The organism is Streptomyces sp. NPDC048643 (genome assembly GCF_040650615.1).
Classification (GTDB): Bacteria; Actinomycetota; Actinomycetes; order Streptomycetales; family Streptomycetaceae; genus Streptomyces.
This window is the reverse complement of sequence record NZ_JBEZHO010000007.1, coordinates 244,895-271,519: the sequence shown is the minus strand read 5'-3', so window position 1 is coordinate 271,519 and position 26,625 is coordinate 244,895. Positions and strand designations below refer to the sequence as shown.

23 protein-coding genes and 4 pseudogenes are annotated in these 26,625 nt (G+C 66.4%); 12 read left to right on the top strand and 15 right to left on the bottom strand.

Going from position 1 to position 26,625, the window contains the following annotated elements; all coding sequences use genetic code 11:
• Positions 1-180: 180 nt before the first annotated feature.
• Both AB0C62_RS10355 and AB0C62_RS10350 read right to left on the bottom strand, forming a co-directional pair.
• On the bottom strand, positions 181-729 hold the full coding sequence (locus AB0C62_RS10355; RefSeq protein WP_362971505.1) for a DUF4262 domain-containing protein: 549 nt from the start codon (positions 727-729) through the stop codon (positions 181-183).
• Between the two features lie 724 nt (positions 730-1,453).
• The gene (locus AB0C62_RS10350; protein WP_362971503.1) at positions 1,454-2,026 is read right to left on the bottom strand and encodes a transcriptional regulator; all 573 of its coding nucleotides are present in this window, start codon (positions 2,024-2,026) and stop codon (positions 1,454-1,456) included.
• Between the two features lie 876 nt (positions 2,027-2,902).
• On the opposite strand from AB0C62_RS10350, the gene AB0C62_RS10345 reads away from it, so the two are divergent.
• Both AB0C62_RS10345 and AB0C62_RS10340 read left to right on the top strand, forming a co-directional pair.
• Positions 2,903-3,211 carry a hypothetical protein gene (locus AB0C62_RS10345; RefSeq protein ID WP_362971501.1) on the top strand — a complete coding sequence of 103 codons (309 nt, stop codon included), beginning with the start codon at positions 2,903-2,905 and terminating at the stop codon, positions 3,209-3,211.
• A 155-nt stretch (positions 3,212-3,366) separates the two neighbouring features.
• Positions 3,367-3,596: pseudogene (locus AB0C62_RS10340) on the top strand (transposase); the annotation flags it as partial.
• 65 nt (positions 3,597-3,661) lie between these two features.
• Here the strand turns inward: AB0C62_RS10340 and AB0C62_RS10335 are convergent.
• The 3 genes from AB0C62_RS10335 to AB0C62_RS10325 form a co-directional block, all read right to left on the bottom strand.
• A complete protein-coding gene (locus tag AB0C62_RS10335) occupies positions 3,662-4,252 on the bottom strand; it encodes an IS5 family transposase (protein ID WP_362971525.1) in 591 nt (196 codons plus the stop codon).
• Between the two features lie 59 nt (positions 4,253-4,311).
• A complete protein-coding gene (locus AB0C62_RS10330) occupies positions 4,312-4,569 on the bottom strand; it encodes a DUF6221 family protein (protein WP_362971499.1) in 258 nt (85 codons plus the stop codon).
• Positions 4,570-4,602: 33 nt separating this feature from the next.
• Positions 4,603-5,432 (bottom strand): IS5 family transposase gene (locus tag AB0C62_RS10325; protein WP_362971523.1). Its coding sequence is split into 2 segments (ribosomal slippage): positions 4,603-5,120 and positions 5,120-5,432, totalling 831 coding nucleotides; the frame shifts between segments, so codons are not numbered across the junction.
• A gap of 212 nt (positions 5,433-5,644) precedes the next feature.
• Between AB0C62_RS10325 and AB0C62_RS10320 the strand changes: the two genes are divergently transcribed.
• From AB0C62_RS10320 to AB0C62_RS10305, 4 genes are all read left to right on the top strand, one after another.
• Positions 5,645-5,989 (top strand): CATRA system-associated protein, encoded by a 345-nt coding sequence (locus AB0C62_RS10320; protein WP_362971497.1) that lies wholly within the window; start codon positions 5,645-5,647, stop codon positions 5,987-5,989.
• A gap of 47 nt (positions 5,990-6,036) precedes the next feature.
• A complete protein-coding gene (locus AB0C62_RS10315; protein WP_362971495.1) occupies positions 6,037-7,572 on the top strand; it encodes a CATRA conflict system CASPASE/TPR repeat-associated protein in 1,536 nt (511 codons plus the stop codon).
• A 273-nt stretch (positions 7,573-7,845) separates the two neighbouring features.
• Complete coding sequence (locus AB0C62_RS10310; RefSeq protein WP_362971493.1) at positions 7,846-10,422, top strand: CHAT domain-containing protein; 2,577 nt, start codon at positions 7,846-7,848, stop codon at positions 10,420-10,422.
• Positions 10,423-10,459: 37 nt separating this feature from the next.
• On the top strand, positions 10,460-11,248 hold the full coding sequence (locus tag AB0C62_RS10305; protein WP_362971491.1) for an NUDIX hydrolase: 789 nt from the start codon (positions 10,460-10,462) through the stop codon (positions 11,246-11,248).
• A 139-nt stretch (positions 11,249-11,387) separates the two neighbouring features.
• Here AB0C62_RS10305 and AB0C62_RS10300 read toward each other — a convergent pair.
• The 3 genes and pseudogenes from AB0C62_RS10300 to AB0C62_RS10290 all read right to left on the bottom strand — a co-directional run.
• Positions 11,388-12,143, bottom strand: a pseudogene (locus AB0C62_RS10300) (transposase); the annotation flags it as partial.
• A gap of 97 nt (positions 12,144-12,240) precedes the next feature.
• Complete coding sequence (locus AB0C62_RS10295) at positions 12,241-13,173, bottom strand: transposase family protein (protein ID WP_362971489.1); 933 nt, start codon at positions 13,171-13,173, stop codon at positions 12,241-12,243.
• Between the two features lie 146 nt (positions 13,174-13,319).
• Positions 13,320-13,496, bottom strand: a pseudogene (locus tag AB0C62_RS10290) (IS701 family transposase); the annotation flags it as partial.
• A gap of 1,126 nt (positions 13,497-14,622) precedes the next feature.
• Between AB0C62_RS10290 and AB0C62_RS10285 the strand changes: the two are divergent.
• Positions 14,623-15,267 carry a hypothetical protein gene (locus tag AB0C62_RS10285; RefSeq protein ID WP_362971487.1) on the top strand — a complete coding sequence of 215 codons (645 nt, stop codon included), beginning with the start codon at positions 14,623-14,625 and terminating at the stop codon, positions 15,265-15,267.
• A gap of 272 nt (positions 15,268-15,539) precedes the next feature.
• Here AB0C62_RS10285 and AB0C62_RS10280 read toward each other — a convergent pair whose 3' ends face one another.
• Both AB0C62_RS10280 and AB0C62_RS10275 read right to left on the bottom strand, forming a co-directional pair.
• A complete protein-coding gene (locus AB0C62_RS10280; RefSeq protein WP_362971485.1) occupies positions 15,540-15,977 on the bottom strand; it encodes a hypothetical protein in 438 nt (145 codons plus the stop codon).
• A gap of 625 nt (positions 15,978-16,602) precedes the next feature.
• Complete coding sequence (locus tag AB0C62_RS10275; protein ID WP_362971483.1) at positions 16,603-17,826, bottom strand: hypothetical protein; 1,224 nt, start codon at positions 17,824-17,826, stop codon at positions 16,603-16,605.
• Between the two features lie 246 nt (positions 17,827-18,072).
• Between AB0C62_RS10275 and AB0C62_RS10270 the strand changes: the two genes are divergently transcribed.
• Complete coding sequence (locus AB0C62_RS10270; RefSeq protein WP_362971481.1) at positions 18,073-18,591, top strand: hypothetical protein; 519 nt, start codon at positions 18,073-18,075, stop codon at positions 18,589-18,591.
• A gap of 79 nt (positions 18,592-18,670) precedes the next feature.
• Here AB0C62_RS10270 and AB0C62_RS10265 read toward each other — a convergent pair whose 3' ends face one another.
• On the bottom strand, positions 18,671-19,927 hold the full coding sequence (locus AB0C62_RS10265) for an IS701 family transposase (protein ID WP_362971479.1): 1,257 nt from the start codon (positions 19,925-19,927) through the stop codon (positions 18,671-18,673).
• An 857-nt stretch (positions 19,928-20,784) separates the two neighbouring features.
• Entirely contained in the window at positions 20,785-21,636 is an 852-nt protein-coding gene (locus AB0C62_RS10260) for an IS5 family transposase (RefSeq protein ID WP_362971477.1), read from the bottom strand.
• Positions 21,637-21,947: 311 nt separating this feature from the next.
• On the opposite strand from AB0C62_RS10260, the gene AB0C62_RS10255 reads away from it, so the two are divergent.
• Entirely contained in the window at positions 21,948-22,817 is an 870-nt protein-coding gene (locus AB0C62_RS10255) for an IS5 family transposase (protein WP_362971475.1), read from the top strand.
• 113 nt (positions 22,818-22,930) lie between these two features.
• Here AB0C62_RS10255 and AB0C62_RS10250 read toward each other — a convergent pair whose 3' ends face one another.
• The 3 genes and pseudogenes from AB0C62_RS10250 to AB0C62_RS10240 form a co-directional block, all read right to left on the bottom strand.
• Positions 22,931-23,650 (bottom strand): hypothetical protein, encoded by a 720-nt coding sequence (locus AB0C62_RS10250; protein ID WP_362971473.1) that lies wholly within the window; start codon positions 23,648-23,650, stop codon positions 22,931-22,933.
• A gap of 319 nt (positions 23,651-23,969) precedes the next feature.
• Positions 23,970-24,059 carry an ATP-binding protein gene (locus AB0C62_RS10245; RefSeq protein ID WP_362971471.1) on the bottom strand — a complete coding sequence of 30 codons (90 nt, stop codon included), beginning with the start codon at positions 24,057-24,059 and terminating at the stop codon, positions 23,970-23,972.
• 187 nt (positions 24,060-24,246) lie between these two features.
• A pseudogene (locus tag AB0C62_RS10240) lies at positions 24,247-24,372 on the bottom strand (IS110 family transposase); the annotation flags it as partial.
• Between the two features lie 310 nt (positions 24,373-24,682).
• Here AB0C62_RS10240 and AB0C62_RS10235 point away from each other — a divergent pair.
• Genes AB0C62_RS10235 through AB0C62_RS10225 form a run of 3 tightly spaced genes read left to right on the top strand, consistent with a single transcriptional unit; the run spans position 24,683 to position 26,492 of the window.
• Positions 24,683-25,021: a replication/maintenance protein RepL gene (locus tag AB0C62_RS10235; protein ID WP_362971469.1), complete on the top strand. Its 339-nt coding sequence runs from the start codon at positions 24,683-24,685 to the stop codon at positions 25,019-25,021.
• 17 nt (positions 25,022-25,038) lie between these two features.
• Complete coding sequence (locus AB0C62_RS10230; RefSeq protein ID WP_362971467.1) at positions 25,039-25,605, top strand: helix-turn-helix domain-containing protein; 567 nt, start codon at positions 25,039-25,041, stop codon at positions 25,603-25,605.
• Positions 25,602-26,492, top strand: a complete 891-nt coding sequence (locus tag AB0C62_RS10225; protein ID WP_362971465.1) for a hypothetical protein — start codon at positions 25,602-25,604, stop codon at positions 26,490-26,492. The genes AB0C62_RS10230 and AB0C62_RS10225 overlap by 4 nt, the downstream gene beginning before the upstream one ends.
• The last annotated feature ends 133 nt before the right edge of the window (positions 26,493-26,625 follow it).

Below are 26,625 nucleotides of genomic sequence, written 5' to 3'. Positions count from 1 at the left end.
CCCACTCCGCATTCGTCAGATCACCACGGCCCATACAACAAGCCTGACCCCAACACCCCGCTCATGTAAGGAGATCCGGGAAACAGCGCCTAACGGAGTCCTATTCGAACTGCTCCGAAAAATGATCTTGCTTCAGTAGCTTTCGCGACGGCGGTCTGTCGCTGGTCGGCACGCTAGAGGTCAGAGTTCAGTAGTCCAGATCCCGACAGGGTGCTCACTCGGCGGCAGCCACAACTGAGGCTGTGACTCACGATGCCGTTCCTCGGCCTGTTCTTCCCAGTGAAAGCGGTCATCCGCGTCGGGCCACGCGACTTGCAGCACAGGGAAAGGAGGCCGCCGGTAGAACCCGATGGCCTGCCCGAAGAAGGTCCGGTACCAGCGGAGGTCAACGTGTCTGAGCGCGACGTGGTGACCGTCGACAACGTCAGGGTGTCTCTGGCCGTCAGCCAGTACGGCGCCCGCGGCGGATTTCTCGCCGACTCCGTTGAGCATGCGGTGCATGGCGTGGATGTCGAGTCCGAACATGGCGAGTTCAGGGGCGCCGTGAGTGTGTGCGAGGCCGATCGTGTAGGCGAATCCAGGACCGATGTCGTCCTCGGGAACCATCACGACGTGCCATCCGTGCCGCTGCACATTCTCGATGATCGTCAGATCCATGCGGTCCGCTTCGTCCCGGTCGCCGTAGTCATGACAGAGGACGCAGCGGCACTGGAACGGATCAGCAGTCATACGCGGAGGCTACGAGGTGAGTGCTTGAGTCGGTCAGCCGGGCTCGTGACCACCCGTTCAATCGAACGACATCGTCACCCTCAGCGACCGCTCCCCAAGATCTGTGCCAGAACCCAAGAACCATCGACAAACGTTACTCACTCCCGCTTACGAAACCATCCTGCACGCTGAGTACGCGGGAGCGAAGGCAGCAGAAGCCAGAGTCTTGGGCCCGTGAGCTGCGGGCCAGCTCTCTGCGTGTGGCTCGGCGATGTGCAGTCGTCGGGCCACACGGGACCGGCTGCGGCCCACCCCGGCCACCCCGGCCGCGGCGGATATCAGTCGCCTCCCCTCTACGCGGGGGTGTCGGTGATCTGACCGTCTTCGAGGTGCAGGCGGCGGGTGCGTGTACGGCCTCGAGCAGTCGGCGGTCGTGGGAGACCAAGTGCGCGGTGACCGGGCGGGTGCCCGCCAGCTTCCATGTGTAGGAGACGCTCCCGCCCCCGTACGCCACCATGGCGCCTTCCTCCGTCACGGGTTTGCTGCCCGAGGAAGAGGCGACCGGACCCTGGGTTCCGAGCAGGTCGCAGCTCTTGAGCATGACGCTGCCTGCGACGACGGCGGCGATCGCGGCCAGCGCCGCAATCAAGGCCCGCCACCGGTGCACCGTCCCACCGGACGTCCGTGCACCGGCTGTCGCGTCATCCGCCGCTCGGGCCGGCGGCGTGGTGATGGTCAGAACCGGCTATGCGGCGAATCCAACGTTGGTCACGTACTCGTACTGGCCCCACTGGCTGCCCAGATCAATGACCTGGTCCACCCACGCCTCGTCCAGCTCACGGTCGTTGCCAGCTGCCAACGCGGCGACGATGCGGTCCCAGCGGCGGACGTTGAGGTGACGGAACTCCACGGCCCGCTGGTGGGGCCTGGCCACCTGGTACTGGTTGAGCGGATGGATCTCGACGCGCGTTCCACGTCCCTCTCGGTTGAGGCGGGCCAGGAGGTAGCGGGCGACGTTCTCGCGCCGCACGGTGCGGTACGCCTGCTCGATCCTGTCCAGGTTCTTGCATGAGGGTGAGCGCCGGCCCTCCAGCCAGGCGCGCAGGGTGCGGTCCGTGATGGTCAGGCCGGCGGCGCGGGCGGCTGCGCGGGCGTGGTCGCTGCGGGTCAGGTAATGCAGCCGGGCGAGGAGACCGCGGCGCGCGGTGACGGGGGTGGCGATGTAGCCGGCCAGGTCGTCCATTTGCCGGGCGACGGCCTCGTGGCCTTTGAGGCCGCGGGCGCCGTACTTCCCGAACTCGAGGTTCCGCTCAGGCATCGCCTCTTCCGGTCCTTGGATCCACGGATCACTGTACGGCCTCTGCAAGACGAGCACCCAGCCTGACACTTGGCCACACTGTGCACCGACCGTCGCGCCGTGGAGCAGGTCTCCAAGGAATCCTGCCACCAGGGCTGATTGGCACTCGCCCTAGATTGTCGCGAACGGGCCGCGTGATCGTGGCCTGTCCGACGTCGCAGCTCCGCCTCGTCTGTTCTGTCAACCGCGATCTGTGGCACTCGTGAGAGAAGCCGGCTGCATTACACAGCTCACACTTAGGGAGAATGCCCCGTCATACCTCTGGGACGCGCCGGTTGTCCCACCTGAAGGCGCCCGTGCCCTTGGCTCAGCTGAGCCCCCGGATCCCCATCGGTGCCAGAACCTGGGGCGCACCTGCTGCATCTTGTCGGGGCCGGTGGTATCGGGTCACGAACCAGGCACCGCGGCTCCAGTTGCGGCAGTATTGCCAGGATGGGACATGGCACTTGGGGCATGCCACCCCAGCGCATGCGTTCCAGGCTCGACGCAGGGCGGCGTCGATGGCGTGAGCGTCCTGGTCCGTTGGTTTTGCTGTGAGGGTGAAGTACTCCATCGGCCGATGATGGCAGCCGGTTCGGCTGCGCGTCATACGAACGGTAGGTCCTCGTATGGACGTTGGGTCGGCTTACTCACGGGTCTGGAGTCGGTGGGAGTGCGCCGAGCCGGCACCGGGGATGGCGCCGGCTCGGTGGATCGGCGGGCGCGGGCCAACGCGCCTGCCGGAGGGTCTGCCCGGATGCGGGTGTCGACGCGCTTCAAGGAGATGATGGATCTCCTCCCGGCGAGTTGACCGTGTAGATGACGGCCGGAATCGTCAGCCCGGATGATCGTCCTGGCATGGGCGCCGACGGTGAGTTCGGTCGACGATCGCTGGCGTTCGGAGGGAGAGCGATCTGGCGCGGGGTCGGCCCGGCTGGCGTGGGGAACGTCGGCCAGCCGATCGAGGAGTTTGTCCAGAGCGGTTTGGCCGTCGTCGGCGGCCACGTGGCCGCCGCGACGGTGCGGCTCGTGGCAGTGCGGTTCAAAGACGTGATGATCCCGTACGCGACCTGGTGCGGCGACTGGTCGGACTGTTGGGGCGGGCACACTGGCAACCCCAGCCCGCCGGCGACCACTGCGCCCTCGGGGACTGCCGAGCAACCGTGACGGTCCTGCTCACGATGGCGAAACGATGATGGCGAGGCGAACATCATGGGGGGACGCTGTTCGGTTCGCATTGCGTGCCGGACGGAGGTGCGAAGATCTGTTCGTGGTGACAGATGCCGAGTGGACTCGGATCCGGAGGAGCCTGCGCTTCGGGCAACGGGATTCTGTTCCGGCAGCGGACCGGCCTTCCCTGGCGGGAGCTGCCTCCCTGCTTCGGTAGCTGGAAGACTGTTCACGACCGTCATCGAAGGTGGTCGGCGGACGCAAGTGGGAGAGAATCCTGCGAGCCGTCCAGGCCGATGCCGATGCCGAGGAACGGATCGACTGCAGCATGGTTGGCGTCGATTCCACGACCTGCCGCGCTCATCAGCACGCGGCCGGAGCCTCCACTCTGCGGCGGCGATCTGCCGGAGACGTGGAACATGGATCCCGTCGTATGACGGCCGAGGGTCACAGCCACTCGTTGATGGCAGCGATGAGGACAGTCGCTTCGTAGCGGACCGCGAGTTTCTCGTACCGCGTGGCGACGGCGCGGTGTCTCTTGAGCCGGTTGATCCCGCACTCGACCGCGTGACGTTCGCGGTAGTCAACCGGGTCGAAGCACGGTGGCGGGCCGCCGCGCGAGCCGAGCTTCCGGCGGTTGCGGGCCTGGTCGGCCTTGTCCGGGATAGTGCAGCGGATCCCGCGGCGGCGCAGGTAGGCGCGGTTCTTGCGGGAGGCGTACGCCTTGTCGGCCCGCACCCGAGCGGGACGGACGCGTGGCCGGCCGAGCCCGATGCGTGGCACGCGGACCTTTGCCAGCACGGGTTCGAGCTGTGGCGAGTCACCGCGCTGTCCTGCCGTGATTACGATCGCCTTGGGCTTCTTGCCCTGCTCGACGGCCAGGTGGAGCTTGGTGGTGAACCCGCCGCGCGACCGTCCCAACCCGTGATCCTGGGGCTCGGTGAAGATGCCGCCCGGTGGTTCCTTCCGCCGGTCGCCCTGTTTGCGGGTCCCTGCCGCATGCTGGTGGGCGCGGCAGAGCGTGGAATCGACACTCAGGTCCCACGTGATCGCCCCCTTCGACGCAAGCGCCCCCTAGGGACTGTCTCCTTGAAAGGCTAGGGGCGCCATTCCTGCTGGTAGGCGGAGTGTTCGGCGTATGACTGGCCAAGGATTCGCAGTGCGTAGGCCAAGCCGACCGAGCGGGAGTCCGAGGGGTCCATGGCTTTGTAGTTCTTCGCCAGTTGCTCGATCAGGTCGAGCATGGGGAGGTGGCTGTCGAGTAGAGCCTCGCCGCCCAGGACGCCGGCCACATAGGCGTAAGCGTGGTTGTCGTCCATGATGCGTGCGACGAGGAATTCCACAAGATCGTCCATGTGGACATCCTTGCGGGCAAGGTGCTTGGGCGGTCAAGCGAGTGTCCAGATGAGGATGGCGGCGACGTGGAGTGCGGCCTGGTAAGCGATGGCGAGCTTGTCCGTTCGCATGGCCAGGCCGCGCCATTGCTTGAGGCGGTTGATGCACCGTTCGACGGCGTTGCGCTGCTTGTACTCCTCGGCGTCGAAGGCTGGTGGGCGGCCTCCGTCGCGGCCGCGCCGCAGCCGGTGGCCGACCTGGTCGGACGGCTGCGGGATGACAGCGCGGATTCCGCGTCGCCGGAGGTGATTGCGGATCGCGCGGGAGGAATACGCGCGGTCAGCCAGGACGACATCGGGTCGGGTTCTGGGTCGGCCGGGTCCGCTTCGCAAAACACGGATGCTGGCCATGACGGTCTCGAAGGCCGGGGCGTCGCCCGCCTGGCCTGCGGTGACGCGAAGGGCCAGTGGCCGTGCACGGCTATCGCTGGCGAGGTGGACTTTCGTGCTCAGGCCGCCGCGGGAGCGGCCGAGGGCGTGGTCGTCGGGTTCGGCCCGGCCTGGTGCCCCTTTTTCCTGGCGCCGGCAGCATGCTGGTGAGCCCGGCAGACGGTGGAGTCCACCGAGACGGTCCAGCCGATGTCGGCGTCAGCGTCCGCTGCTGCCAGAACTGCGGCGAAGATGCGTTCCCAGGTGCCGTCCACGGCCCACCTGATCAGGCGTTTATGAGCGGTCTGAAACGAGCCGAGCTCATCCGGCAGATCCCGCCAGGGCGAGCAGGTGCGGTACTTCCACGCGATGGCTTCCAAGGTTCGGCGGTGGTCGGCCCATCGTCGACCGCGGACCGGATCGGCTGGCATCAGTGGCTCGATCCGGCCCCACATCGCATCAGTGATCACTAATCGGACAGACACATCCGATCAACTGACCACCCGATCAAAGAGACACGCTCTAGCGGCCGGGCGGCGTCGTGTCCCGCGATGTTCACTTCGACGGATCTCAGGTCGCAACGATCGCGGAGCGCTACGCTGTGAGCACCGAAAGCGAGGGGCGCCTTCAGGCCCGGCGCGCCCTTCGCGGGCCAAGGGGGACCGGTATGAACACCATCGATATCGGGCGGGTACGCCGTCGCGTGGAAGCCGTGGAGGACTGGTTCCTGGCCGAGGACCAATGGCGGTTGGTCAGTTCAGCCCTCACGGAGCTGGAGTCGGCTGTCGTACGGCGCGACGACACAGCGGTCCGCGCCGTGTTCGACACACTGCAGTCCCTGGAGGAAGATGCCCGGCGCGCCAACGCCCTGCCCGGTACGGCGAAGACCCCCATCCCCCCGCATCAGCGGGAACAGCTGAACTACCTGGTCCGTCGCCTCACACTCGATCTGGGACAGCCGCCACCGGCATCCGGCGGCACCGAGGGAAGGCATCCGCGACACAGCGGCTGACCACGGCATCCGTCCGGCTCTCCACACAGGGAGGCGAGTCACCGGCAATGCGACCCTTCATCAGACCGGCCCTGCTCGTGACGTGTTTCGCACCGCGCCCCAAAGAGGCCGGTGAACCCAACCATCCGTATCTGCAGGCCATGTGGTCGGCGTGCCGTGCTCTTGGGATGACCTCACCGGTCGCCGGCGCCCCGGCACCCTTGGAGGTCCTGCCGCCCGGCCTCGACCATGACCAGGAGTTCACGTCGCTGGGCATCGCCGTCCGAGCAAGTACGAGCGGGCTCTACTCCGCGTTCGCCTTCACCGAGCACGACGTGACCGGTCTGGTCGCGCTGCTCGCGCCCAACGAGACCCAAACGGGGCTGGAAGGCTGGAATCCACTGCTCCGGGAGTGGACGGACGCGCTCACAGGCACGGGGCCGGTGCCCTCTTCCGAGGGGATCCTGCACGAGTTCCGCATCTTCGAGGCGCTGTACCGGGGGCGCGGCGCGAGCGGAAGACGTACCCACCCGGAGCACATCCGCAGAGACGCTCCGTCGGGCAGGAACGGTACGTGGTGGCAAGGGTTCGACGAGACGGATGAAGGCTTCCGTATATGGAACGCCGACGGGTACGACTCCCCGGACCCGCTCTCGGCTCTCTACGTCCTGGCACCGGTCCGGCATGAGGACACACTGGACGCGTGGGCCTGGGCGCTGCCCGGGCATCAGGGCCTCAGGCCGCTGACGCGCTACCTCATACACGCGGCGAAGGTGCGCTACGAGGAGAGGCTTTACGCATCCTCCGAGCTCGTGCACACGCGCGTGGACCGCGGCGACGCGGAGACCGAAGCCCTGCTCCGGGTCCTCGCGCCGACGTCGACGGGCCGCCCAGTGTCACTGGAACGCATCCGCACGGCGGCGGCGCACCTCGACCGGGGCCAGTTCGGCCCCCAAGGACTGCTGTGGACGATCACGGAACAGCGCCAGCTGGTACGTACCGTCTCGATCGCCGTAGACAACCTGCGCATTCACACGCCGGGCGTCCGGCGGCATGGTCCGGGCAGCACGTGGCCTGAGGCCGAACTCGCCGTCGCACAGCGGGTAATCAGACAGGTCGAGGGCGATCAGGTCCAGCTGGAAGCCTGTCGCGAACGCGCCGACGCGGCTCGCACCCTGGCCTCCGGCATCACCGAACGGGCGCTCAACGAGCACCGGGTCTGGTTGACGCTCGTCCAGACCTCCGTCCTGGGCGCCATCCTCACGGCCCTCACCGTCGTCCAGGCTTTCCAGTACACACCCCCACTCTCCCAGCATCTGAAGTCTCCAGTGATCCTTCTGCTGGCATCACTCGCGCTCGCCCTGCCGCTGCTGGTACTGCGCTCGGCGCGAACCGCCGTGTCCACGCCGTACCGGTGGCTGGATGCGAGCGCCGTGGTCCTGCTGGGAGTCGCCGCGGGCTGGACGGCGGTGGTGGAGTGGAATGTGCACTACGGGCACGCGCCTGTTCCCTTCGTAGCCACCGTGCCATCCAGCGGGGCGGGCGGGCTGCTCGCCTACGGCGCGTACCACTGCTGGGACCGGCGAAGATCACGGCCCTACTGACCCTCCGAACCGAGTCCGGGCGCAACTCGTACGGCGTGAACGTGAATTTGCCTGACCATCTCGGCGACTGGAACGAGGTTTCTTATGGGCCGCAACAATGACGCACGTCAAGAACCGGAGGAGCCCCGGGAGCCGGATGAAGCCCAGGAGCCGGGCATACCTGGGGATCCGGACGTATCCGGGCGGCCTGAGACGTCGGGGGCACGCCCGCAGCCGGACCCCGGCTCGGCCATCGGCGACTTCGTCGAGGCGCTGGACGTCGAGGACCTCATCATGAGATTCGACGTCGATTTCGACGTACCGATGCGGCAATCCCGCGCGATCGGCATGCTGCGACTGGCCGAGGCGGACGAGCCGGGGCCCCGGGACGACGTCCGCCGCACCGCCCGCCGCGTCGGCGTGCACTGGTGTGAGACGGTCCGGGCCGACGTGGCCTACGAACTACTCACCGGCCTGCGGCAGATCGAGGCATCCCGGTCCGACGCCGAGTACCTGCACGCACGAGTCACGCGTGGACAGCTGGACCCTGCGGACGTCTTCACCCGTTATGTGATCGCCCGGTGGTTCGACGGGGCGGCCCGGATCCAGTACCGGCTGGGCAGTTTCACCACCGCGCGGCTGTCCTTCGAGACCGCAGCCGCCGTGGCGGAGGCGTCCGACCTGTGGTGGGTCCTACCCGACCTGCAGAGCAATTTCGCCCGTGCCCGCTACGAGGAACAGAACCAGACGGCGCGCGCCGGGGACGGCGGTACGGGGGCTCCCTCATTCATCGCCGTGCTGAACGAGCTGTGCGACACGATCGCCGACGCCGGCCGCGCGCACAACGTGAACATGGAAGCGCAGCCGTCCCCAGAACTCCCCCGCGAGCACCGGGAGTTCCTGCGGGGATACTCCAATGCCCTGCACAACCTGGCGACCACACTGGGCCAGTCCGGTGACAGCGCGCGTTCATTGGAGGTCACCGCACGGTCCCTGGCCATCTCGGAGGGACTGCGTGACGAGTACCGGATCGCCCAGTCGGTCACCAACCAAGGCCTGCGGGACAAGGAACGGTCCGCGGAACATTTTGGCAGGCTGCGCGGCATGGGATGGCGCCGAGGCCGGCTCATCGCCCGACAGAACCTCGCCATCGGCACAGGGGGTCTCGACGGTCTGAGGGAGCTGGGCCAGCTCCTGGACGAGCTCGGCCAGGACACGCCCGGAGCGGGCCGTCAGACAGGCATGGACGTGGACTTCCACGCGTACACCGTGCAGGGGTACCGACGGGTGGCCGAGACGCTCCCCGAGAAGAGCCGCCCGGACGACCTGCTCTCCCGCCAACTCGACATGGCGAAGTCGGTCCGTGCCGCCATCGCCCTCCCCCTCTACAAACGCGCCTACGCCCGCCACGTACGACCGGCGTACCTGCAGGCGATCGCCCACCACGTCCGCCGCGGGGACGGCTCGCGGGAGAACGTGGAAAAGGTGGTGTCCCTGATCGAGGAATCGTCCGGTCGTGAGCTGCTGGATCTGCTGGCGTCCTCCCGCCCTCAGACCCTCGGCCCTCCGGCGCGCACCCTTACGCTGTCCACCCCCGCCCGCCCGCCCGCCGGCGACGAGGAGCGCCGGCGGGCACCGCAACCGGTCACCGGGAAGGAGGAGGCGGCTCTCCGGGAGCTGGTCGCCGAACGGGAACGCGCCTACGAGGACCGCTTCCTCCACGAGCCGCTCACCTCCGCTACCCACGACGAAGACATCGCTCACCGCCTCGCCCAGTACACACTCAACCACCCCGGCTCCTGCGTGATCCGCTACTTCCGCTTCGCCGCTCCTGACGGCGTCAAGGGCACCGGAGGCGAGGCCGTGCCCGACTCCCTCGGCATGGTCGTCTGCAAGGAAGGGCAGCTGACGATGCTGCCCGCAGTGCCGTACGACCAAGTGACCGAACTAGCGCGCCAGGTGTCGTCCGACCGCCAGGACAAGGCACCCAGCGAACGGACCTGTCGCCGCGTCTGGGATCTACTCATCGCTCCTGCCTGGGCTTCGGTCCGCCAGGGTGGCATGCCCACCCATCTGACGCTGATCCCGACCGACGATGTGTTCGCCATCCCGCTGCACGTCGCGTTGGCACCCGACGATCCACATCCCCTCGCCGCGCGCGTTCCGTTGTCCCACTCCGTGAGCGTGGCCGCGTTCGTGACCCACGGCCGACACCTGCTCAAACGACAACTCGTCGAATCGAACGACGACTTGGCGGCCCTACTCGTGACGGACGCCGCCGCCACGGGAGGCGAGGTGGTCAAAACGGGCTGGCCGCCCGAGCACATCGCCGTCGCGGGACAGGTGCCGGCGCAACTGACCGGTCCTGTCCGGAAACTGCCGGGTGACTGGGACGGCATCGCGGAGCTGACCGCGTCCAAACCGGAATTCTTCGTGTACGCCGGTCACGGCCGTTTCGTCGACACCTCCGAAGACTACGGTCCCCTCCTGCACTTGGGCGACGGCGACTGGGTCACCCAGTTCGACCTCGCACTGCGCCTCAGTCTTCCTCGGAACAAGGTGGCGATTCTGGGGGCCTGCCTGGCAGGTCAGGGCATGCGGTCGGAAGGCGGCGACGTCCTCGGGTTCATGCGGTCGCTGATCATCAGCGGGGCCGGTGCCATCGGTGTCCCCCTGTGGAAGGTTCTGGACTCGGCGATGGTGGCCACGGTGCGGTCCGTACTGCGGCAGAGCAGGGAAGCGGTCGGGCCCTCGGGAGCGGGAATCTTCGACGTGGTCGAGGCCCTACACGGTCACTACCGGCAGGCCGCTCAGGACTACGACGGCGCAGCCGGACGCATCGAGGCGATGCCACTCGCCCTGTACCTATGATCGGGATCACCGAGATCGCGGCGCACGAGGGGCAGACATGAACCGCAGTCACAGGCACGAGGCGCCCGACGGGGCCAGCGGCGAGGAAACGGCCAGCAAGGCACGCAGGAGCGTCCGGCTCGCCGCGTACGACGCGCTCCGCGAGCAGCACCCGGACATGTTCGTGAACCCGCCGGGCGGGACGATCGACATCCTCCTCGACCCCTCGGATCAGGAGCGGGTGGCACGTGAGACATCGGAGATCGCTGTCGCTCTCGGATTTCCCGAGGAGTCCGGAGACATCGGCATCGTCTACCGCGACCCCTACGTCAGGGTGCTCCGCGACGCCGTGCGGTTTCCCTCCGGCCGCACCGGCACCTACATCCGTATAGTCCCCGAGAGCGGAGCACCGGGCGCTGCCGTGCTCCCGGTGCTCAGCGACGGTCGGCTCGTCCTGCTGCACCACTTCCGTCACGCGACGCGCGGCTGGCACTGGGAGATCCCGCGCGGCTTCGGAGCTCCCGGGGAGGACGGCTCGGAAGTCGCCCGCCGGGAGCTGCACGAGGAACTGGGGTGTGACGCCGTGGACCTGACTTACCTGGGCCCGATGTCCTCCGACACGGGCCTGCAAGCCGGGCACGACGAGCTGTATCTCGGCCGCATCGACGCCGCGGCCTTCCAGGACACCCCGAACCCGGACGCCCGGGAAGAGGGCATCGGGAACATCCGTCCCGTCTCCCTGAAGGAGTTCGAGAACATGCTCCTCAGCGGCAGGATCTCTGACGCGTACACCTTGGCCGCGTACGGTCTGGCACGCGCCCGCGACCTGCTGCGCCCCTCGGACTGACGAGCGCCGGGCGGGCCCGGTGCGGCAAGAGTGCATGCCAGGCATCGCCGGGCAGGCGAGATTTTGCGGACACGCCCGAAAAGGTGTTGCACAAGGTCCTTCTCGGGTAGGTCGAAGTTGTGTTTGACCTGGTGTTCCACCCGGCGAGGGCGAGGTTGTACATGGTGGCGACGGCCTGCACGGCGTGGTGGAGGCCGTCACCCTTTTGACGGCAGTCGCGGAGGATCTTCCAATTCCTCATGCGGGCGAAGGTGTGCTCGACGCGGGCCCTTACGCGTCGAGCACGGCGTTGTCCTCCTCCTGCCCGCGCAGGAGATGCCGTCCGGCTCTCGTGCGGTGCGGGACGATCAGCCCGGTGCCCAGGTAGGCGCCGTCCGCGATCACCGTCACTCCGGCCGCCGCGGCCGGCAGATCCGACTCGCGCCAGACGTGGGCGTCGGCCTTGTTGCCCGGCGCGGGCCGGGCCGAGGCGATGACCAGGCGCGTGTCGGCGTCGATGAAAACTTGCACGTTCGCCGAGACCCGGTAATTACGGCTCGAGGCACCGATCTTCCGGTCACGGACCGGGATCAGGGTGCCGTCCACGATCCACAGCCGTTCGATGTCCTCCGTCGGCCGCGGCGCCGGCTCCAGGGCAAGCAGCGGGCCAAGCCGCTGGACGACCCGGCAGACTATCGCTGAGGAGATGCCGAACAACGGGGCGAGCTGGCGCATCGTGAGGTTGGTGCGGTAGTAGACAGCCACCAGCAGCACCCGGTCCGCCAGCGGCAGGCACCACGGCCGACCACCGCCCAGCCCGTTCCCGCACCACCTTCACCAGCTTCGCGAACCGCTCCATCCGCAGCCCGGTGAACGTCTCCACCCACAACGGATCAGCCTTCAACACCCCACCCATACAGGAGAAATGCCCAGATCATGACCTTGTGCAACACCCTTTACGAGCTCGTGCACGACAAGGGGTGAGACGTCGACAACCTCGGTGGGGCCCGTGTTCACATCTGCCGTGTCGAGTGAAGGTCTGCGGTCTGCTGGTGAGAGAGCAGGCCGGCGATGGCCTGGACGGTGTCGCTCATGTGCTCGCGGCGACCCAGGTGGCGGGCCAGGGTCCGCCAGTTCTTCAGACGGGCAATGCCGTGCTCGACCCGGATACGGCGTGAGGAGTGCGCCTTGCGCCGGTGCTCATACATCTCCTCGTACCAGTCCGGGGCGTTCTTCTTGAACTTACGGTGCGGTGGTGTCACCACCCGGCCGCCGGTCTGAGCACCCAGGCCCTGATAGCCGGCATCGGCGAGGATCTCGAGCGCGGGTGCGGCGGCCAGGAGCGTGGCCAGCCCCAACTGGCGGGCATGGGTGATGTCCGCACAGCTCGCGGGACGAGACGGGCTGCACCGCAGCACGCTGCCTACGCCGCCCGTGACCACCATCGACTTCACAGCGTTCTGCTTGTTCTTGCCCGAGATGAACCTGTCCCGGTCCTTGCGCCCTGCCGCGGGCCGCCGGACACGGATCTCGGTGCCGTCGATGATGCCGGTCATCCCGCTCGAGCCGAGGTGCTCGACGACCTCGGCCAGGGTCCGCAGGCGCACGTCGGAGCTGACCGTGCAGCCCCGCTCGGCAAGCAGCGGCCGCACCTCGCCGACAGCTCGTGTGATAGTCGAGCGGTCCACGCCGAACCAGCAGGCCAGCACGTCGTGAGTGACTCCGTGCCGAAGATGGACGAGGGTGGCCAGCATGCGGTCGACGAACACCAGACGGTGCTTGGGCCCGCCGCCCACGGCCCGCTTCCGCGACCGGGAGGCCAGCTTGACCTGGTGCCGCTCATGCCACAACGGGCCTATCTCGACTACGAGTTCAGCGATCACCTCGCTTGTCAGACCCGTGATCCGACGGTTGCTGACGATCACTGCTCGAGCCCTGTTTCCCACCACCCGACCATGATCAACCATCACGGGCTCGATGTCTCACCCCTTGTCGTGCACGAGCTCGTTAGTAGTGCTTCGTTAGGTTCGTGGTCTGGTTCTGCTGGCGGTGAGTGGGCGGCCGCAGGTGGTGCAGGTGCCGGTCCAGCACCTCAGCAGGTCTTGGAGTGCGTCGAGGGTCTGGTAGAGACTCGGGCTCGTGGCTGGACTTTTGGGTCGAGCCTGCGCAGGGTGAGGAAGGCCTGGGCGGCGGTGACGAGGGTGACGTGGTGGTGCCAGCCACGCCAGGTGCGGCCCTCGAAGTGGTCCAGACCCAGGCCGTGTTTGAGCGTGCAGCCGTCCTTCGAATCGCGGACCGCGATCTTCGCGGGCAACGTCCCGTAGATGCACCACATCTCAGGGGCGGGATGCCCCTTTCCCCCACTCAGGCCGGCGGCTGATCCGACGAATCCACCCTGTACGCCGAAGCTCTCACACCTTGCCGGTTCGCCGGCTGGCTGGCTAGCTCCCAAGGATGCGCGGCTTCGGGGCCCACATACCTTGCAGGACGGGCCTACGATTCGAAGATGCTTAGCGCGGCCGAGCCTGGGAATCATCGACCGAGCAATCGGTTCGGCACAGCTTCGCAAGTTCTGGAGGGACCCTGTCCCACTGCAGCACCCGAAGCCCGAACCGTCTCCTTTCGGGAGCCGGCGACTCGGCGCCGCCCCAGCGCCAGTCACCTTCCCCACATCCGGGCCAGGTCTGCCCCTGAAACGCTCAGGAACCGATGGCCAGTGCTGTTACCGCAGAGGCTCCGGACGCGACGCCGACTGCGGCTCTGGACCGGCCCCGTAGGCTGACCGGCTGTCCGATGACATCCTCTCACGAGGGCCCCTAGCGCCCGCCTCCGAGACCGACTGGCTCACCGAGCTCACTCGGGACGACGGGCTCACCGGACACGAGGTGCCTCGGCGGCCTGACGCCGCCTGGGTACTCGGCGCCATGTACGAGCGCGGGACGTCCGCGAGCAATTCGTCAACGACAGCCAGAGCAGGGACGAGCATCCCGGCCCTGGATGGGCGCGGCTGCGCTGGGCTGAGCTGGCCGACCGCATCGGTGATCCGGTCGTTCCACAGGGCCTGTACCCCTGCTTTCGCTGCTTCCCTCCGCAAAGGCGGCCGGCATCAGGCCCGGCTCGATCGAATGGCCTGCCGAGGGCAGTCTCGACGGGCCGACATGGGACCAGTTGATCCGGTTCCTGACCGAACACAACCACAGTCAGCATCGCCCAGCCGAAAGTGGGAGCGAATCACCGATCTCACAGGAATCACAGGAATCCACAAACGCTTGCCCTGAGCAGGAGTTTGCAATTTTTCCAGGAACAGTGGGACGAATCTGGAGGTGACCCCCTAGGATATCGATCCCGGGCGAGCGGATGCATCGCGACAGCGCAGAAAGAGAAAGGTAGACCCCATGGACCGGCTCATAACCACCCTCGTATTTACTTTCTTCATCGTTGGCTACCTGATCTGCTTCTGCGTCGCAGTTGACGTAGCCACGCGGCACCCATTCGACTGGAAGGCGGCGGGATCGAGTCAGAAATTCAGAATATTCTTGATCTTTGCGCCTCTGATTTCCATAGGCTTCTCCCCCCTAGGTGCAGTCACCGGAATGGTCTACCTGGGGAAAGTTCGGCCATCTTTGACGCTCAACGCGCGGAGAGCAATCGATCAGGGATGGCCTCCACCGCCCAGGAAACCGACGCTTGGCCTCAACTGGGTGTGGCAGGAGCTCCGAACTGCTCAGAAAGTAAAATCCCTCCTGGCCGTAACCGGCGCCGCCTTCCTCGATCTCGCGATCGCCAAAAGCCCGCCTCCACAAGAGGGCCTACCGCGCTGGTTCGGCGAAGCGCTTATTTTTTCGCTTTGGCCGTCATTCTTCTGCGCGATATACCTGGGCCTGACCGTGGCGCAGATATATCTGACCTCTTCTTCGACGAACCGACGAAAGTCTTCCGCCATGCTGAGAACAGAAGGCCTGGCTATGGGTGAGTACTACCGTCGTGTCGAGCGATTCCAGGCACGTAACGTGCCCCGGCAACCATGGAACCGGCAATAGCTGTGTACAAGTTGGATGTGCAACTACCTACCTCTGGGCAGATTGCCGTTTCCCGAGGCGCCCTGATCCAGGTTCTGCTCGTCAGACCTCGATGTAGGCCACGACCATGATGCTTATCTCGGGTGTATGTGGCCTCGTTGCAGTTCAGGGCTTCGCTGCTGCGTAAGGGACGTTAGCGACGGTCCCGCGAGGAGTACCCCGCCGGCAGCCGGGCCGGTCCGTTGACCCGATGGGGTGCCGGGGGCGCGCGGCTGGACGTGATCGGCGCTGTCTTACTTCCCCCTCCGCGCTCCGAAGACCAACGCGCCAACCGCCGCTACTGCTGCGCTGAGGACGCCCGCGGCCGGCGCCACAGCGCCGTGGTCGATGAAGTACTTGGCGAGCAGGAGGACGCCAACGAAGGCGCTCGCACCGAAGATTGCACCCCCGACGCGAAAGCGGAAGTTGATGATGTCCATGCGCATCTGATGCTGGTCGAGCTGGAAACGGCGCAGGCTCTCCGCCCGCTGGATCTCGATCTGTGCAGCCGACTCCTGCTCCACGATCCTCAGCACCCGCTCTGGTGCCCCGTCCACGACGCGCTTCCACACCTCCATGTCCTCGCCCAGCGGCAATGCCCGGTGCGAGGAGGGCTGTAGGGGCGGAGCGCCGTTGCCGTCGTCGCTGTCCGGGCCCGGCAACGACGGCTGCGGGGGCACGGGGGCATTCATGGGGTGTCCTCGTCGGCCCGGGCGGCAGCAAGCCGGGCGACGACGTCGCGCACGGACTCCTCCACGCGCAACCGGTTGCCCTCTCTTGGCATCGGCACAGGAGTGGGCTGCGGAGGCGTAGGCGCCGTGCTGAACGTGCGCGTGGGCACTAGCACCGCGAGCATGCCCTCGATGAAGGCCTGCCACGGCATAGGTGAGGCGCCGACCGGCCTGGCGCTTCTCTGTGTGGCTCCTACACCTGCAGGAGCAGTCTGCCTACGGACCGCCGCGACCCCCGACCTCACCAGTGACGTCCAGGCTAGGAAAAGCGCCCCGGGCCACCACCCCGCGACCAACGAGACGGCGCCCGCGGCAAACAGCAGCGCCAGGGCGATCCAACGGTTAGGCCACGCTGTGGGGCGCGCTGCATCGGCGTCCTGGGTGCTCGTATCCCAGCCTTGTACTGCCTGGTTCCACTCGGCTGCCCCACTGACCTTGCTTATGTCCCCCTTCGACCACAGCCACTCCCGCGGCCGCGGCTGCCACCGATGCCGAACTCGCGGGTGGCGCAGACTCCTGCGACTTTCGCCCCGAGTTCTGCTAGTCCAGCCCTGGGCATCCGGGTCCCAGAACGGCTGACTGATACTCATGCCGCCCCGCCCCCTGCGTGCCGCAAGGCCGACAACTCCTGCTGCTGGCCCACCGGCCCGACGAAGATGCCCGTGGCCAGGGCAGAATCGTCCACCTGGCAACCCGCTTCCCGCAGTGCGTCCACCACGCCATTGGCGATGCTCTCGCGTACGGACTTCAGGTAGCGCTGGACATCCATGTCTTGGAACGCGCTCGTAATCCGGTCGGATGCCAGTTCCCGTACCGATAGGGCGGGGCCTTCCGGCAGGCTGGCTCGGCCTCCGATAAGTAGTCTCCAGACGACCTTCACACCCCGCCAGAGCACTAGCGGGGCACACCCCGCAGCCTCGGGAACGTGCACGATCGCCTGCGCCACTTTGGCCACGATCCCGGCCTGACGTTGACGGTGCGCAATCCGGTCCGCGCTCTGGAACGCGGACCGGACTGGCCTCAGCACGTACGGCGCCACCTCCAACGTCAGCAGCCCACCTTGGGTGTGCACGCGGATGTAAACGGTGGCGACCAGCCCGCCATCCCAGCCGCTTACCTGGACGCGTACAAAGTGGCGCCGCCTATCCCCGCTCTCCTCCACCGCTGACACGCGGTGCGCCTCGAATTCGGCGCGGGTCTGCGGAGCCTGAGCTCGGCTGGGCAGTCCGTCCACCGGAAGGAAAACGCACTCATCGATGCTCAGTTGGCGAAGTCGGTCACGCACCACGGCACCAGCCTGCGTGGAGCCGTGCGCAGACGGGATTCGCATTTGCTCCAGCCGTGCGACGATGCACCGCAGAACATCTTCGTTATGAAGCTCGGGCTTGCGTGTTTCGTATCCCTGCTCGAGCCTCGACCGGATGGTCACGGCGTGCGTCCACGCTGGATACGGGACACCCGCCCCGCGGAACGGCGCTGCGGCGTTGTACAACACCAGCGGCGAGTGCTGTTCCGCGCGAATGTGTTGCCGAAGTCGCTGGAACCGAATGCTGAGCGCACGTTCAGCCGGGTCCGATGCCGCACCGCTGAAATAGGCCGCGGACAACTCCCGCGCCAGCATCCTGGCCGTTTGCGCACGCTGCGCCGCCGCTATGAAGGTCATCAGCAGGAGACACAAAATCGCTACCCACACGTATAGCGGCTGGTACCCGAAGTCTGTTGCCCACAAGCCGGGGACCCACGGGTAGGAGTTGTACCCGCTGTCGAGGGAATTAGACGTTTGTCTCAGTTCCGGATAGATGGCGTACATCCAGAACACGATGGCGCCCAGCCAGATTCGTCCCCACCAACGCAGCACCTGGGCAGCCGCCGCCCTGCTCCGGCTTGGGTCCGGCCGCTTCACCGATGCCATGCGGAACCGGGAGGCAGCGGCTAGTACTCCAGCCGTAGATCGTGATCTTCTTGACCGGTGTGCGCTCCAGTTGGCCTGGGGAGCGGCCCAAGCTGCCTGGGGTTCGTCTGCGTTGATGTCGTGCCCCGCCTCTATGCTCCTTCGATGACGTCTTATGAAGGAACGCATCGGACCGTTCACGTCCGGGTGGGTAGCCGCCATGCCCAAATCGACGAGCAGCTCGCACCCACGATCCAGGCGATCTGGGAGTGCGGTTTCGACACGTTCACTTGCTGCCAGGATTTGGCAGAGAGCAACGCGGACTGGCCGGAGAAGCTGCCGCATATGGCGGAGTGGGTGGAGTCCCGCCGTGGCTGGATGCTCATCGACTTCCCGGTCGACAGCGGCCTCGCCTTCCTCTCGGCCGCGGCGAACGCCGGCCCGCGAGACGCCTTCTACGTGCGGATGACTCACTGGGCTGCCCCGGACGCCTGGCATGTGAAGATCAAGCCGATGGACGCGGCGATGTTCCAGGAGGACCAACCATCGCACTTCGGCCTGCGCCTCCTCCAGGTGAGCTTCCCCGCCCACGACCTGCCGGAACTGACCCGACGCCTCCGCGAACACGCCGCAGGCCGTTCGGTGCCGCCCGCCCCCGCCGATTGGAGCACCGTCGGCCGTTAACTTCTGGGCCGGACCCGGTCTGCACGGCAAGCTCCGGCTGAGCACCTGCTTGGCCAGACGGGCCAACTACAGCGTTCAGTCACAGATGGGTGGCCGCTTGCCGTTGGTAGTGAGACCTGCGTGCGCGGGCCTGGTGGCGGCGGCGCCAGTGCGACCAGCGGAGTCGGTGCGCGAGGTTGTGGGCCGGGCTGGTCATGGTGGTAAACAGACGCTGGAGCTCGTTGCAGGTCAAGGGGATCAGGTCGTCGGGGACGGGGTGGTCGCGGCGTTCGGCGGCCGCGGTGACGGCGAGGAAGGCGTGGGCGAGCATCGCGAGGGTGACCCAGCGGTGCCAGGAGGTCCAGCGGCGGACCTGGTGCTCGTCCAGCCCTGCCAGGCCCTTGCCGGCCTGGAACGTCTCCTCGACCGTCCAGCGCCGTCCGGCCACCCGGATCAGGTCGGTCAGCGGGACGGGACGCGGTGAGAAGCAGCGGAAGAAGGCGAGTTCACCGCTTCGCTGGTTGCGGCGGATCAGCAGCCACCAGTGCCCGGGCCGGTCTGCGGGGCCATGGATGTCGACCTGGGCCCAGTCGTAGTACCGCTCGCCCTTGGCGCCCGCTCCTGCCGAACGCCGCTGCCAGGCCCGCTTCGGGATCTTCGCCACGATGGCCTTGGCCGGGCACGTCCCTGCGGCGGTGGAGACTTGGTGGGTGCTGGAGACTGCCAGGACGTAGCCGAACTGGCGGTGTTCGAGTGCGGTCCGCAGGTGCGGGTTGTCGCCGTAGACCTCGTCGCCCGCGACCCAGCGGGCGGGCGTTCCTGCGTCCAGCGCCCGGCCGATCATCCGGGCCGCCAGGACCGGCTTGGTTGCGAAGGCGAGGTTGTCGGGGATGCCGGCGGCCCGGCAGCGGCCGGGGTCGTCGGTCCACGAGAGCGGCACGTACAGGGCGCGGTCGATCGCGGCGTGCCCGCGGGCGGCAGAGTAGACGAGGTAGACGGCGACCTGGGAGTTCTCGATCCGCCCGGCAGTACCGGTGTATTGACGTTGGACGCCAACCGTGGCGGCGCCCTTCTTCAGGTCGCCGGTCTCGTCGACCACCAGCACAGCCTCGTCGTCGGCCAAGTGCTCGACCACGTAGGCGCGCACGTCGTCGCGGACCGCGTCTGCGTCCCACTTCGCGCGATGCAGCAGGTGCTGCATGCCGTCCGGGGTGGCATCGCCCGCGTGCTCGGCCAGGGTCCAGCAGTTCTTCCTCGGCAGGTCCGACAGCAGGCCAAGGACCAACGCCGTTGCATGGCGGCGTGGTTCGACCCGCGCGAACCGGGCTGCGATACGGCCCGTCAGCTGGTCGAACATCGACCGCCATCGGGCAGGTACTGCGCTGTGACCTGCGGCCACCGCCTGATCTTCGTTTGTCGACACAACTCACGATGATCAACGGTGGCCGCAGCCGTCTCCCCACCGGCCCCGAGAAGCAAGATCACGATCTACGGCTGGAGTACTAGCAAGGCGAAGGGCGGTGCGAAGAGACTGAGTAGGCCGTTGCTGAGCGTGGAACCTACCACCCAGACAACCAGCATCAGAGCCGCCCAGAGTATTGCCATGCGCCGTGCGTGCAAGGCATGCGCCAGCACACGGGCCGCGTCGAAGTCGAATGCGGGTGCGACTCTTCGCTCCTCGTGGACGTAGAGCTCGTCGATAACCGCGTCACGGAAAGTGTCGTCGAGGTACGTGCCGGCGCACAGCAACCTGGATGCTTCCGTTGCATGCGGTGGCGGCGCAACATACGAAGGCGACACGCGCGTTTCCCTCCCCCGTCTCGTGCCCGAACCAACCGACGTCACAGACGAGTTGATGCATAACGCACAACACGGGCACCCGTCAACCTGTGGGCGAATCGAACGCCAGCTGACCCAGCGAAGCAGAAGCCCTCTGCCACGCCATGGTGCCCAGCGTTCATCCAACTCCCGGCTGGGTTCTCGGCACAATTTTCCGTGCTCGACGCGCGGAGGGCTGGCCGCAGACCGCCTACCCGCTCCCGCCTACCGCAACCTGGCGCGGCTCGGCCATTTCGGGGTAGGCGGTGGCTTGCAAATCCGTTGGGAGCGACGCTACGACATCCTCGAGGCCTTCCTCGGTTCGCCACCTGCTGATCACCCACCGGCACGTCCAAAGCCTCTGTTAGGGCCTTTTAGAGAGCATCTGATCAATGTTCAGGCTGGATTGTCTGAATCACCTGTTTCGATTCGCCAGGTTGGTGCTGATTCTCCGGTGAGTTCACGGCTGGTTTTGTTAGCCATGGCCCAGTGGACCATGGTGCGTGATCGCTGAGGGAGGGCTTCGCAGTCCCGGACGAGGCGGCGGTTCTGCATCAGCCAGCCGAAGGTGCGCTCGATCACCCAGCGCTTCTTCTGGGGTTGGAACCCTTTGACGGTGGAGCGTTTCACGACCTCGACGTCGATGCCCCTGGACGCCCCGTGCTGGAAGACGCTGTTCTGGTATCCGCCATCGGCCCAGACCTTCATCACGCTGGGGTGCGATGTGGCGAGCTCGTCGAGGAGGCGTTTCCCTCCGGTTGAGTCGTGGACCGAGGCGGCCGTGACGATGACCGCGAGGACCAGGCCGAGCGTGCCTGTGGCGACATGACGCTTGCGCCCTTTGATCTTCTTGCCGGCATCGATGCCCTGACTGACCTCGGCGACATTTGCGGAGGTCTTCACACTCTGCGCATCGATGACAGCGGCCGACGGGGCCGCCGGCCGTCCCTGTGCGCGACGGGCCTTGTCACGTAACAGGTCATGCACCCGCTGGGTGGTGCCGTCCACTTCCCACTTCGCGTAGTAGTCATAGACCGTCTTGTACGGAGGGAAGTCGTGCGGCAGGTACTCCCACGGGATGCCCGTCCGGTTGACATAAAGGATCGCGTTCACGATCTCCCGCAGATCATGGACCCGCGCAGCGGTTCCCGGCCCCGTGCGGGCTGCCCGCCAAGAGGCGAACACCGGCTCGATCAACCTCCAGCGGGCATCGGAGACATCACTGCGGTATGGGCGTCGTGGACTCACAAGACACGCAACGACCCACCATCACCCGGGTCACAGCGAATGCCTCAAATCGCCTGCAAAATAGATCAGTTGCCCTCTAAGAGGTCGTTTTCATCTTGAGTGCGACACTCTGAGTTGGTTTGTTCCGCCTCTTGGTGTGTTGCTGGTGAGTCTGTGGAGGCGGTTCTTCTCGGTGAGGCTGGTGGTGTGACGGATGGGATGAAGGTTTGCTTGCGCCTGTCTCATTCCAGGACGCCCGGGTCTGTTCCGTGCTTCGACGCGGCAGGGTGCACGCCTGGGCGCACGCCCCCGGGCAGCGGTATGTCCAGGTCATGACGGAACGTCGTGCGTATCCGAGTGATCTGTCCGATGCCCGCTGGGAGTTGATTGAGCCGGTGCTGTCAGCCTGGCGCTTCGAGCATCGCGGCCGGGCTCTGGACTTCGGCCGGCCCCCGAGGCATGACCTGCGCGAGATCATGAACGCGATCCTCTACGTGGATCGCACCGGCTGCCAGTGGGCCTATCTCCCGCACGACTTCCCACCGCATCAGAGCGTCTACGGCTACTTCGCCAGGTGGCAAAAGAACGGTGTCTTCGCCCAGCTCAACGGTCTGCTGAGGGAGTTGGTGCGCCAGCAGGAAGGAAAGAGCCCCGAGCCCTCGGCCTGCGTGATCGACGCGCAGAGCGTCAAGACTTCCACCAGTGTCCCTGCCAGGAGCCAGGGCATCGATGCGGGCAAGAAGATCGTGGGCCGCAAACGCAGCATCATCACCGACACCCTCGGCCTGCTGCTGGCGGTGCTGGTCACCGCGGCCGGCGTCCAGGACTCCACCGCCGGAGAAACCCTCCTGGACCAGGCCGCCGCCAGCCATCCTGGCCTACGCAAGGTCTGGGTCGACGGCGGCTACCGTCAGCACCTCGTCGAGCATGCAGCCACCCTCGGCATCGACATGGAAATCACTCAACGCAAGCCCGGGACCAGGGGATTCACCCCGATCCCGAAACGCTGGGCAGTCGAGCGGACCTACGGCTGGCTGATGCTCCACCGCCGCTTGGCCCGCGACTACGAAACCCTGCCCGCCCGCTCCGAAGCCATGATCCACATCGCCATGACCGACCTCATGGCCCGCCGCCTCGCCAGCGAGAACACCATCTCCTGGCACGATCCGACACCAGCACACCAAAGCCGCATTCGGGGATGAAACAACGGGATGAAACGACCTCTAAGACTCCGCTATTAGCGGCGTGTAACGCAGTGCTTCATTGCTCGGGTATGCACGGTCGCTGACCCGCGAACGCATCCATAGGTGCTGGATCAGGCCCGTTCACTGCGGGCCGCACTAGGCTGGGCACGCAGCGTGGGAAGTCGAGCACAGTCCTCCTTTCCGGCCAAGCTCTCCCCGAGGGTCAGCAGCGAGAGAATCTGTACGGGCTGGCTGGCTGTGGCAGCTGCCTCCAGTTTGTGGTGGCCGTCCAGGAGGAAGTGGGTCAGGCCCCAGTGCCGGTAGTGGTCGACCGGCGCCCCGACGGCGGGTTCGCACACGTCGAGAGTGGAGACCGCCACCGCTGTGGGGACCGTTCCCTGTTCCATCAGCGTGACGTACCGCTTGACGCGCTCCCTCTCGTTCCATACCAGAGGAACCATGGGCACGACGAACTCGTATAGGTGAGCGTCCGTGTCTACGACAGTCTCGAAGGTTCGGTAATACGGAGTGTGCGGGTACTCCGGAAGGCCCCAGAACTGATCGATCCCCCACGTCGTGACCTGCTCGCCGCTGAAGTAGTCGCCCTCCTCGCCCGGGACGACCAGTCTGGGTTTGACGCTCAGAAGCAGTGGGAGGTACTCGCCCTCGGGCAGCAGGCTGGCATACGCATCAATCACTCCGCCCTCGTCCAGCTCGTGCAACGCGCCGCTGAGTCGGGCCTGCACGTCTTGCAGGGACAGCTTCTCCTTCGCGCCCTCCAGCCGGCGAAACAAGAACGGGCACGTTCCGCAGTAGAAGCTGAGCTCGAACGCAGGCTCGTCGTCCACCATGAGCAAACGACGCCTCGGCCCACCGCCGACCTCCTGCAACTCTGTGCCGAAACGCAACCGCGCCTCAGGCGCGGGAAGGCCGAGACTACGCGGGGCACCCGATTCAATGATCACACCTCGACCGTACGGGACGGTGCGGCCGGCTCCGCCGAGATCGGTCAGCCAGCCCGCGGCCTGTACGGCAGCCTCGGACGCGGCGTCGCCGAACCGGACGATCGCGTGGTCCGGCTGGGGCAATAGGAGCAAATCCTGCCAGGGCAGGAGCGAGCTGATGTCCGCGTGCTGGTGTGCGCCCTCAAGAGCCGGTCGCGATCCGAGCTCACGGCCGCCTGGCCCACGTCGGCTGTCGGCGGTAGGAGTCGCCGGTGAGGGTGAGGACCTCGGCGTGGTGGACCAGGCGGTCGATCATCTCGGCGGCCGCGACGTCGTCTGAGAAGGTCTCTCCCCACCGCCCGAAGGTCTGGGCACCGATTCATCGAATCGCCGAAACCCTCGACAAGACCCTTCCCGAGTTGTTCGCGCCCGATTATGACCAGCGGCTTGAAGCCGCTCGTCAGCGGCTTCGGCCGGAGGACTGATCGAGCGGTCTGGACTCCTCACCTGGCCGCAGCCCGTTGGGGCTCGTAGAAGGTTCCGTTACGGAGCATCGCGAACAGGACGTCGGCCCGGCGTCTGGCAAGGCAGAGCAGAGCCAGGGTGCGGTGCTTGCCCTGGGCGACTTCTTGCAGCTCTTCCAGCTCGGGTGAAGCCGGTGCTCAAGCCCCTCATCAGCGGTCCGTCGATGCCTCCGAGCCCGGTGACACCCCCCCGGATCATGAACAACAGGAGGGGGAAGTCACGCCGGACCCGAAGGCCGGAGGCCCCATTGCGGAGCCACGCAAAAGGTAACGGGGGCAGGTCGCGTTCTGCCACCGCTGGGCCCGCCGCCGCGGGCGGCCGACGACTGCGGCCGAACCCCAGTAAGCGACATAGCGAGTCGCGCACCTGGTCGAGGCCCTTGGCCGCCCTCAGCGGTTCCGGCCCTACTGCCTGATGCACAACATCATCAGCAAGCTCCAGGCCGCCGTGCTCTCCAACATGATCGGGCGCCAGAAGAAGGGCAAGATCGAGGCGACCCACGCCGAGATCGCCGAGGAACTGGGCGTCAAACGGACAAGCATCGGCCACGCCCTCGACGCCCTGTGCGAGAAGAACCTCGTCCGCAAGGTCAAGCGGTCCTCCTATCAGCTCAACCCCCGCGTCGCGTATAACGGGAACGGCCAGGAGCAGCACGACTTCCTGGCCGAGCTGCGGGCACTCGCACTGGACTCCAACTTCCCCGACGAACTCGCACCTGAGCTCAGCCTGTTCCCCAGGTCTGAGGTCGGCTGACCGAAGGGATACTCGACATGCTGTTCCAAACCACCGGGCTGTTCGGCATGCTCCACCAGCTGCAGCTCACCCCCACAGCGATCGACGTCCTCTCCGTCATGGTCGGCCACCAGGACGCCAGCGGGAACGTCAGCATGAAGCAGAGCGAGATCGACGAAATCCTCGGCGTCGGACAGGCCTCCATGAGCCGCGCGATGGCCCTCCTCGTCGAACGAGGCATCGTCATCCGCTCAGGAGGCGGCCGCGGCCACCGCTACGCCCTAAACCCCGCGGTGGCCGGCTACGAGTCCCAGACCGAGCTCGAGAAGTCCATGACCCAGCAGCTCGCCGTGGGCGGCCCCCCGGCCCATCAAGGTCCCCGGCTACGCCAAGCGCCCGCCCAAACCCGGCAAGGGCGGCCTCCACGCCGTCGCCTGACCCCCAGAACGCAGCGAGGCCCCGGCGCGATTGCCGGGGCCTTCTGCACCTGTACGCGTAAGCGTCCACCACCAGTATGCCCAGGTATCCGGACACTCAGCCACCCGGAACCTGCGGCAGCTCCGGGAAGAGACGCGATCCACGGTCGTCAGAGCAGGGAGCCATGACCACCTCGCCCATGGAAGAACCAGACCCAGAAACACAGCCCGCCATGGGAAGGGCAGAAGAGACCGCCGATGCCAACCCCTCAGTGCTGAGGGCAGAGGCACTTGCCCTCTACAAGGCTCAACAGGCCCATGCAAAGGTCCGGGCTGCCGCGGTAAAGGACCTGTTTTATTTTGGCCCTTTTATTCTCTGCATAATTCCCGGCACCTATATCGTTGCTACCTGGCTGATATCCGGTTTCACTTCGTCGAGAATCAAGCCATTCCACATCGCGTCGATGGCTTGGGGCGTCGGTCTCTTAAGTCTCGGCCTATTGGCTATGGCTGTTTTCGGTGTCCGACGAGCCAACAGGATAACTGAATTTCATGACCTTCAACGGCGCGAGTTTGCGGAACGGCTGGCGGAACTTGACAGCGCCGCTGACAGCCAGTCGTCCCTGCTCGCCAATCGACAACTTCTGATGGAGTACCACCGCCTCTCGACAGGCCAGGCGAGGTCCGCCTTTCAACTGGCGCAGCGGGTGATGGGGGCATCGGCAGTGTTGATTACCGCAGGCGCCCTTAGCGTGATTTGGGCTTCCAAGACCGCCACCGCGGTCACGCTTGCATCTCTGACCGCGTTCGTCACGGCGTTGAGCGGCTACATCTCCGCCACGCTACTGGCGACCTACCGAGTCTCGGTCGAACAGGCACGGTTCTACTTCCGTGAACCCCTCGCCGGCGGTTACCTACTCGCCGCTGAGCACTTGGCAGACCGTCTGAGTGAGCCGGAGCGCGCAGCAGCCCTCGGCCGCGTGGTCGATGGCTTCATCCAGGCAGGCACCAATGTGCCCGGAGCGCAGGAGGATCCCGTCCCGTCGGATGCGTCACCCGATTTCCCACGTGCCTGATTTCGCAGCCCCAACCCAAGTGTGACGGGTATCACACTTTTTTCTTGCTGCTCTGTCTTCTTGCCGCGACCGAAGAGTGACATCGCAAACACCGCATCAGCAGGAGCTCACGCCAGTGCCCCCTTCCTCCAGC

Bases quoted from the DNA above. Each gene is read 5' to 3' on its own strand.
- AB0C62_RS10315 (WP_362971495.1), top strand. From the start codon at position 6,037: ATGCGACCCTTCATCAGACCGGCCCTGCTCGTGACGTGTTTCGCACCG.
- AB0C62_RS10245 (WP_362971471.1), bottom strand. From the start codon at position 24,059: ATGATCGACCGCCTGGTCCACCACGCCGAGGTCCTCACCCTCACCGGC.
- AB0C62_RS10320 (WP_362971497.1), top strand. From the start codon at position 5,645: ATGAACACCATCGATATCGGGCGGGTACGCCGTCGCGTGGAAGCCGTG.
- AB0C62_RS10345 (WP_362971501.1), top strand. From the start codon at position 2,903: ATGGGCGCCGACGGTGAGTTCGGTCGACGATCGCTGGCGTTCGGAGGG.
- AB0C62_RS10310 (WP_362971493.1), top strand. From the start codon at position 7,846: ATGAGATTCGACGTCGATTTCGACGTACCGATGCGGCAATCCCGCGCG.
- AB0C62_RS10255 (WP_362971475.1), top strand. From the start codon at position 21,948: ATGACGGAACGTCGTGCGTATCCGAGTGATCTGTCCGATGCCCGCTGG.
- AB0C62_RS10330 (WP_362971499.1), bottom strand. From the start codon at position 4,569: ATGGACGATCTTGTGGAATTCCTCGTCGCACGCATCATGGACGACAAC.
- AB0C62_RS10270 (WP_362971481.1), top strand. From the start codon at position 18,073: ATGACGTCTTATGAAGGAACGCATCGGACCGTTCACGTCCGGGTGGGT.
- AB0C62_RS10235 (WP_362971469.1), top strand. From the start codon at position 24,683: ATGCACAACATCATCAGCAAGCTCCAGGCCGCCGTGCTCTCCAACATG.
- AB0C62_RS10265 (WP_362971479.1), bottom strand. From the start codon at position 19,927: ATGTTCGACCAGCTGACGGGCCGTATCGCAGCCCGGTTCGCGCGGGTC.
- AB0C62_RS10305 (WP_362971491.1), top strand. From the start codon at position 10,460: ATGAACCGCAGTCACAGGCACGAGGCGCCCGACGGGGCCAGCGGCGAG.
- AB0C62_RS10280 (WP_362971485.1), bottom strand. From the start codon at position 15,977: ATGAATGCCCCCGTGCCCCCGCAGCCGTCGTTGCCGGGCCCGGACAGC.
- AB0C62_RS10230 (WP_362971467.1), top strand. From the start codon at position 25,039: ATGCTGTTCCAAACCACCGGGCTGTTCGGCATGCTCCACCAGCTGCAG.
- AB0C62_RS10355 (WP_362971505.1), bottom strand. From the start codon at position 729: ATGACTGCTGATCCGTTCCAGTGCCGCTGCGTCCTCTGTCATGACTAC.
- AB0C62_RS10285 (WP_362971487.1), top strand. From the start codon at position 14,623: ATGGACCGGCTCATAACCACCCTCGTATTTACTTTCTTCATCGTTGGC.
- AB0C62_RS10225 (WP_362971465.1), top strand. From the start codon at position 25,602: ATGACCACCTCGCCCATGGAAGAACCAGACCCAGAAACACAGCCCGCC.
- AB0C62_RS10350 (WP_362971503.1), bottom strand. From the start codon at position 2,026: ATGCCTGAGCGGAACCTCGAGTTCGGGAAGTACGGCGCCCGCGGCCTC.
- AB0C62_RS10250 (WP_362971473.1), bottom strand. From the start codon at position 23,650: ATGGTGGACGACGAGCCTGCGTTCGAGCTCAGCTTCTACTGCGGAACG.
- AB0C62_RS10275 (WP_362971483.1), bottom strand. From the start codon at position 17,826: ATGTACGCCATCTATCCGGAACTGAGACAAACGTCTAATTCCCTCGAC.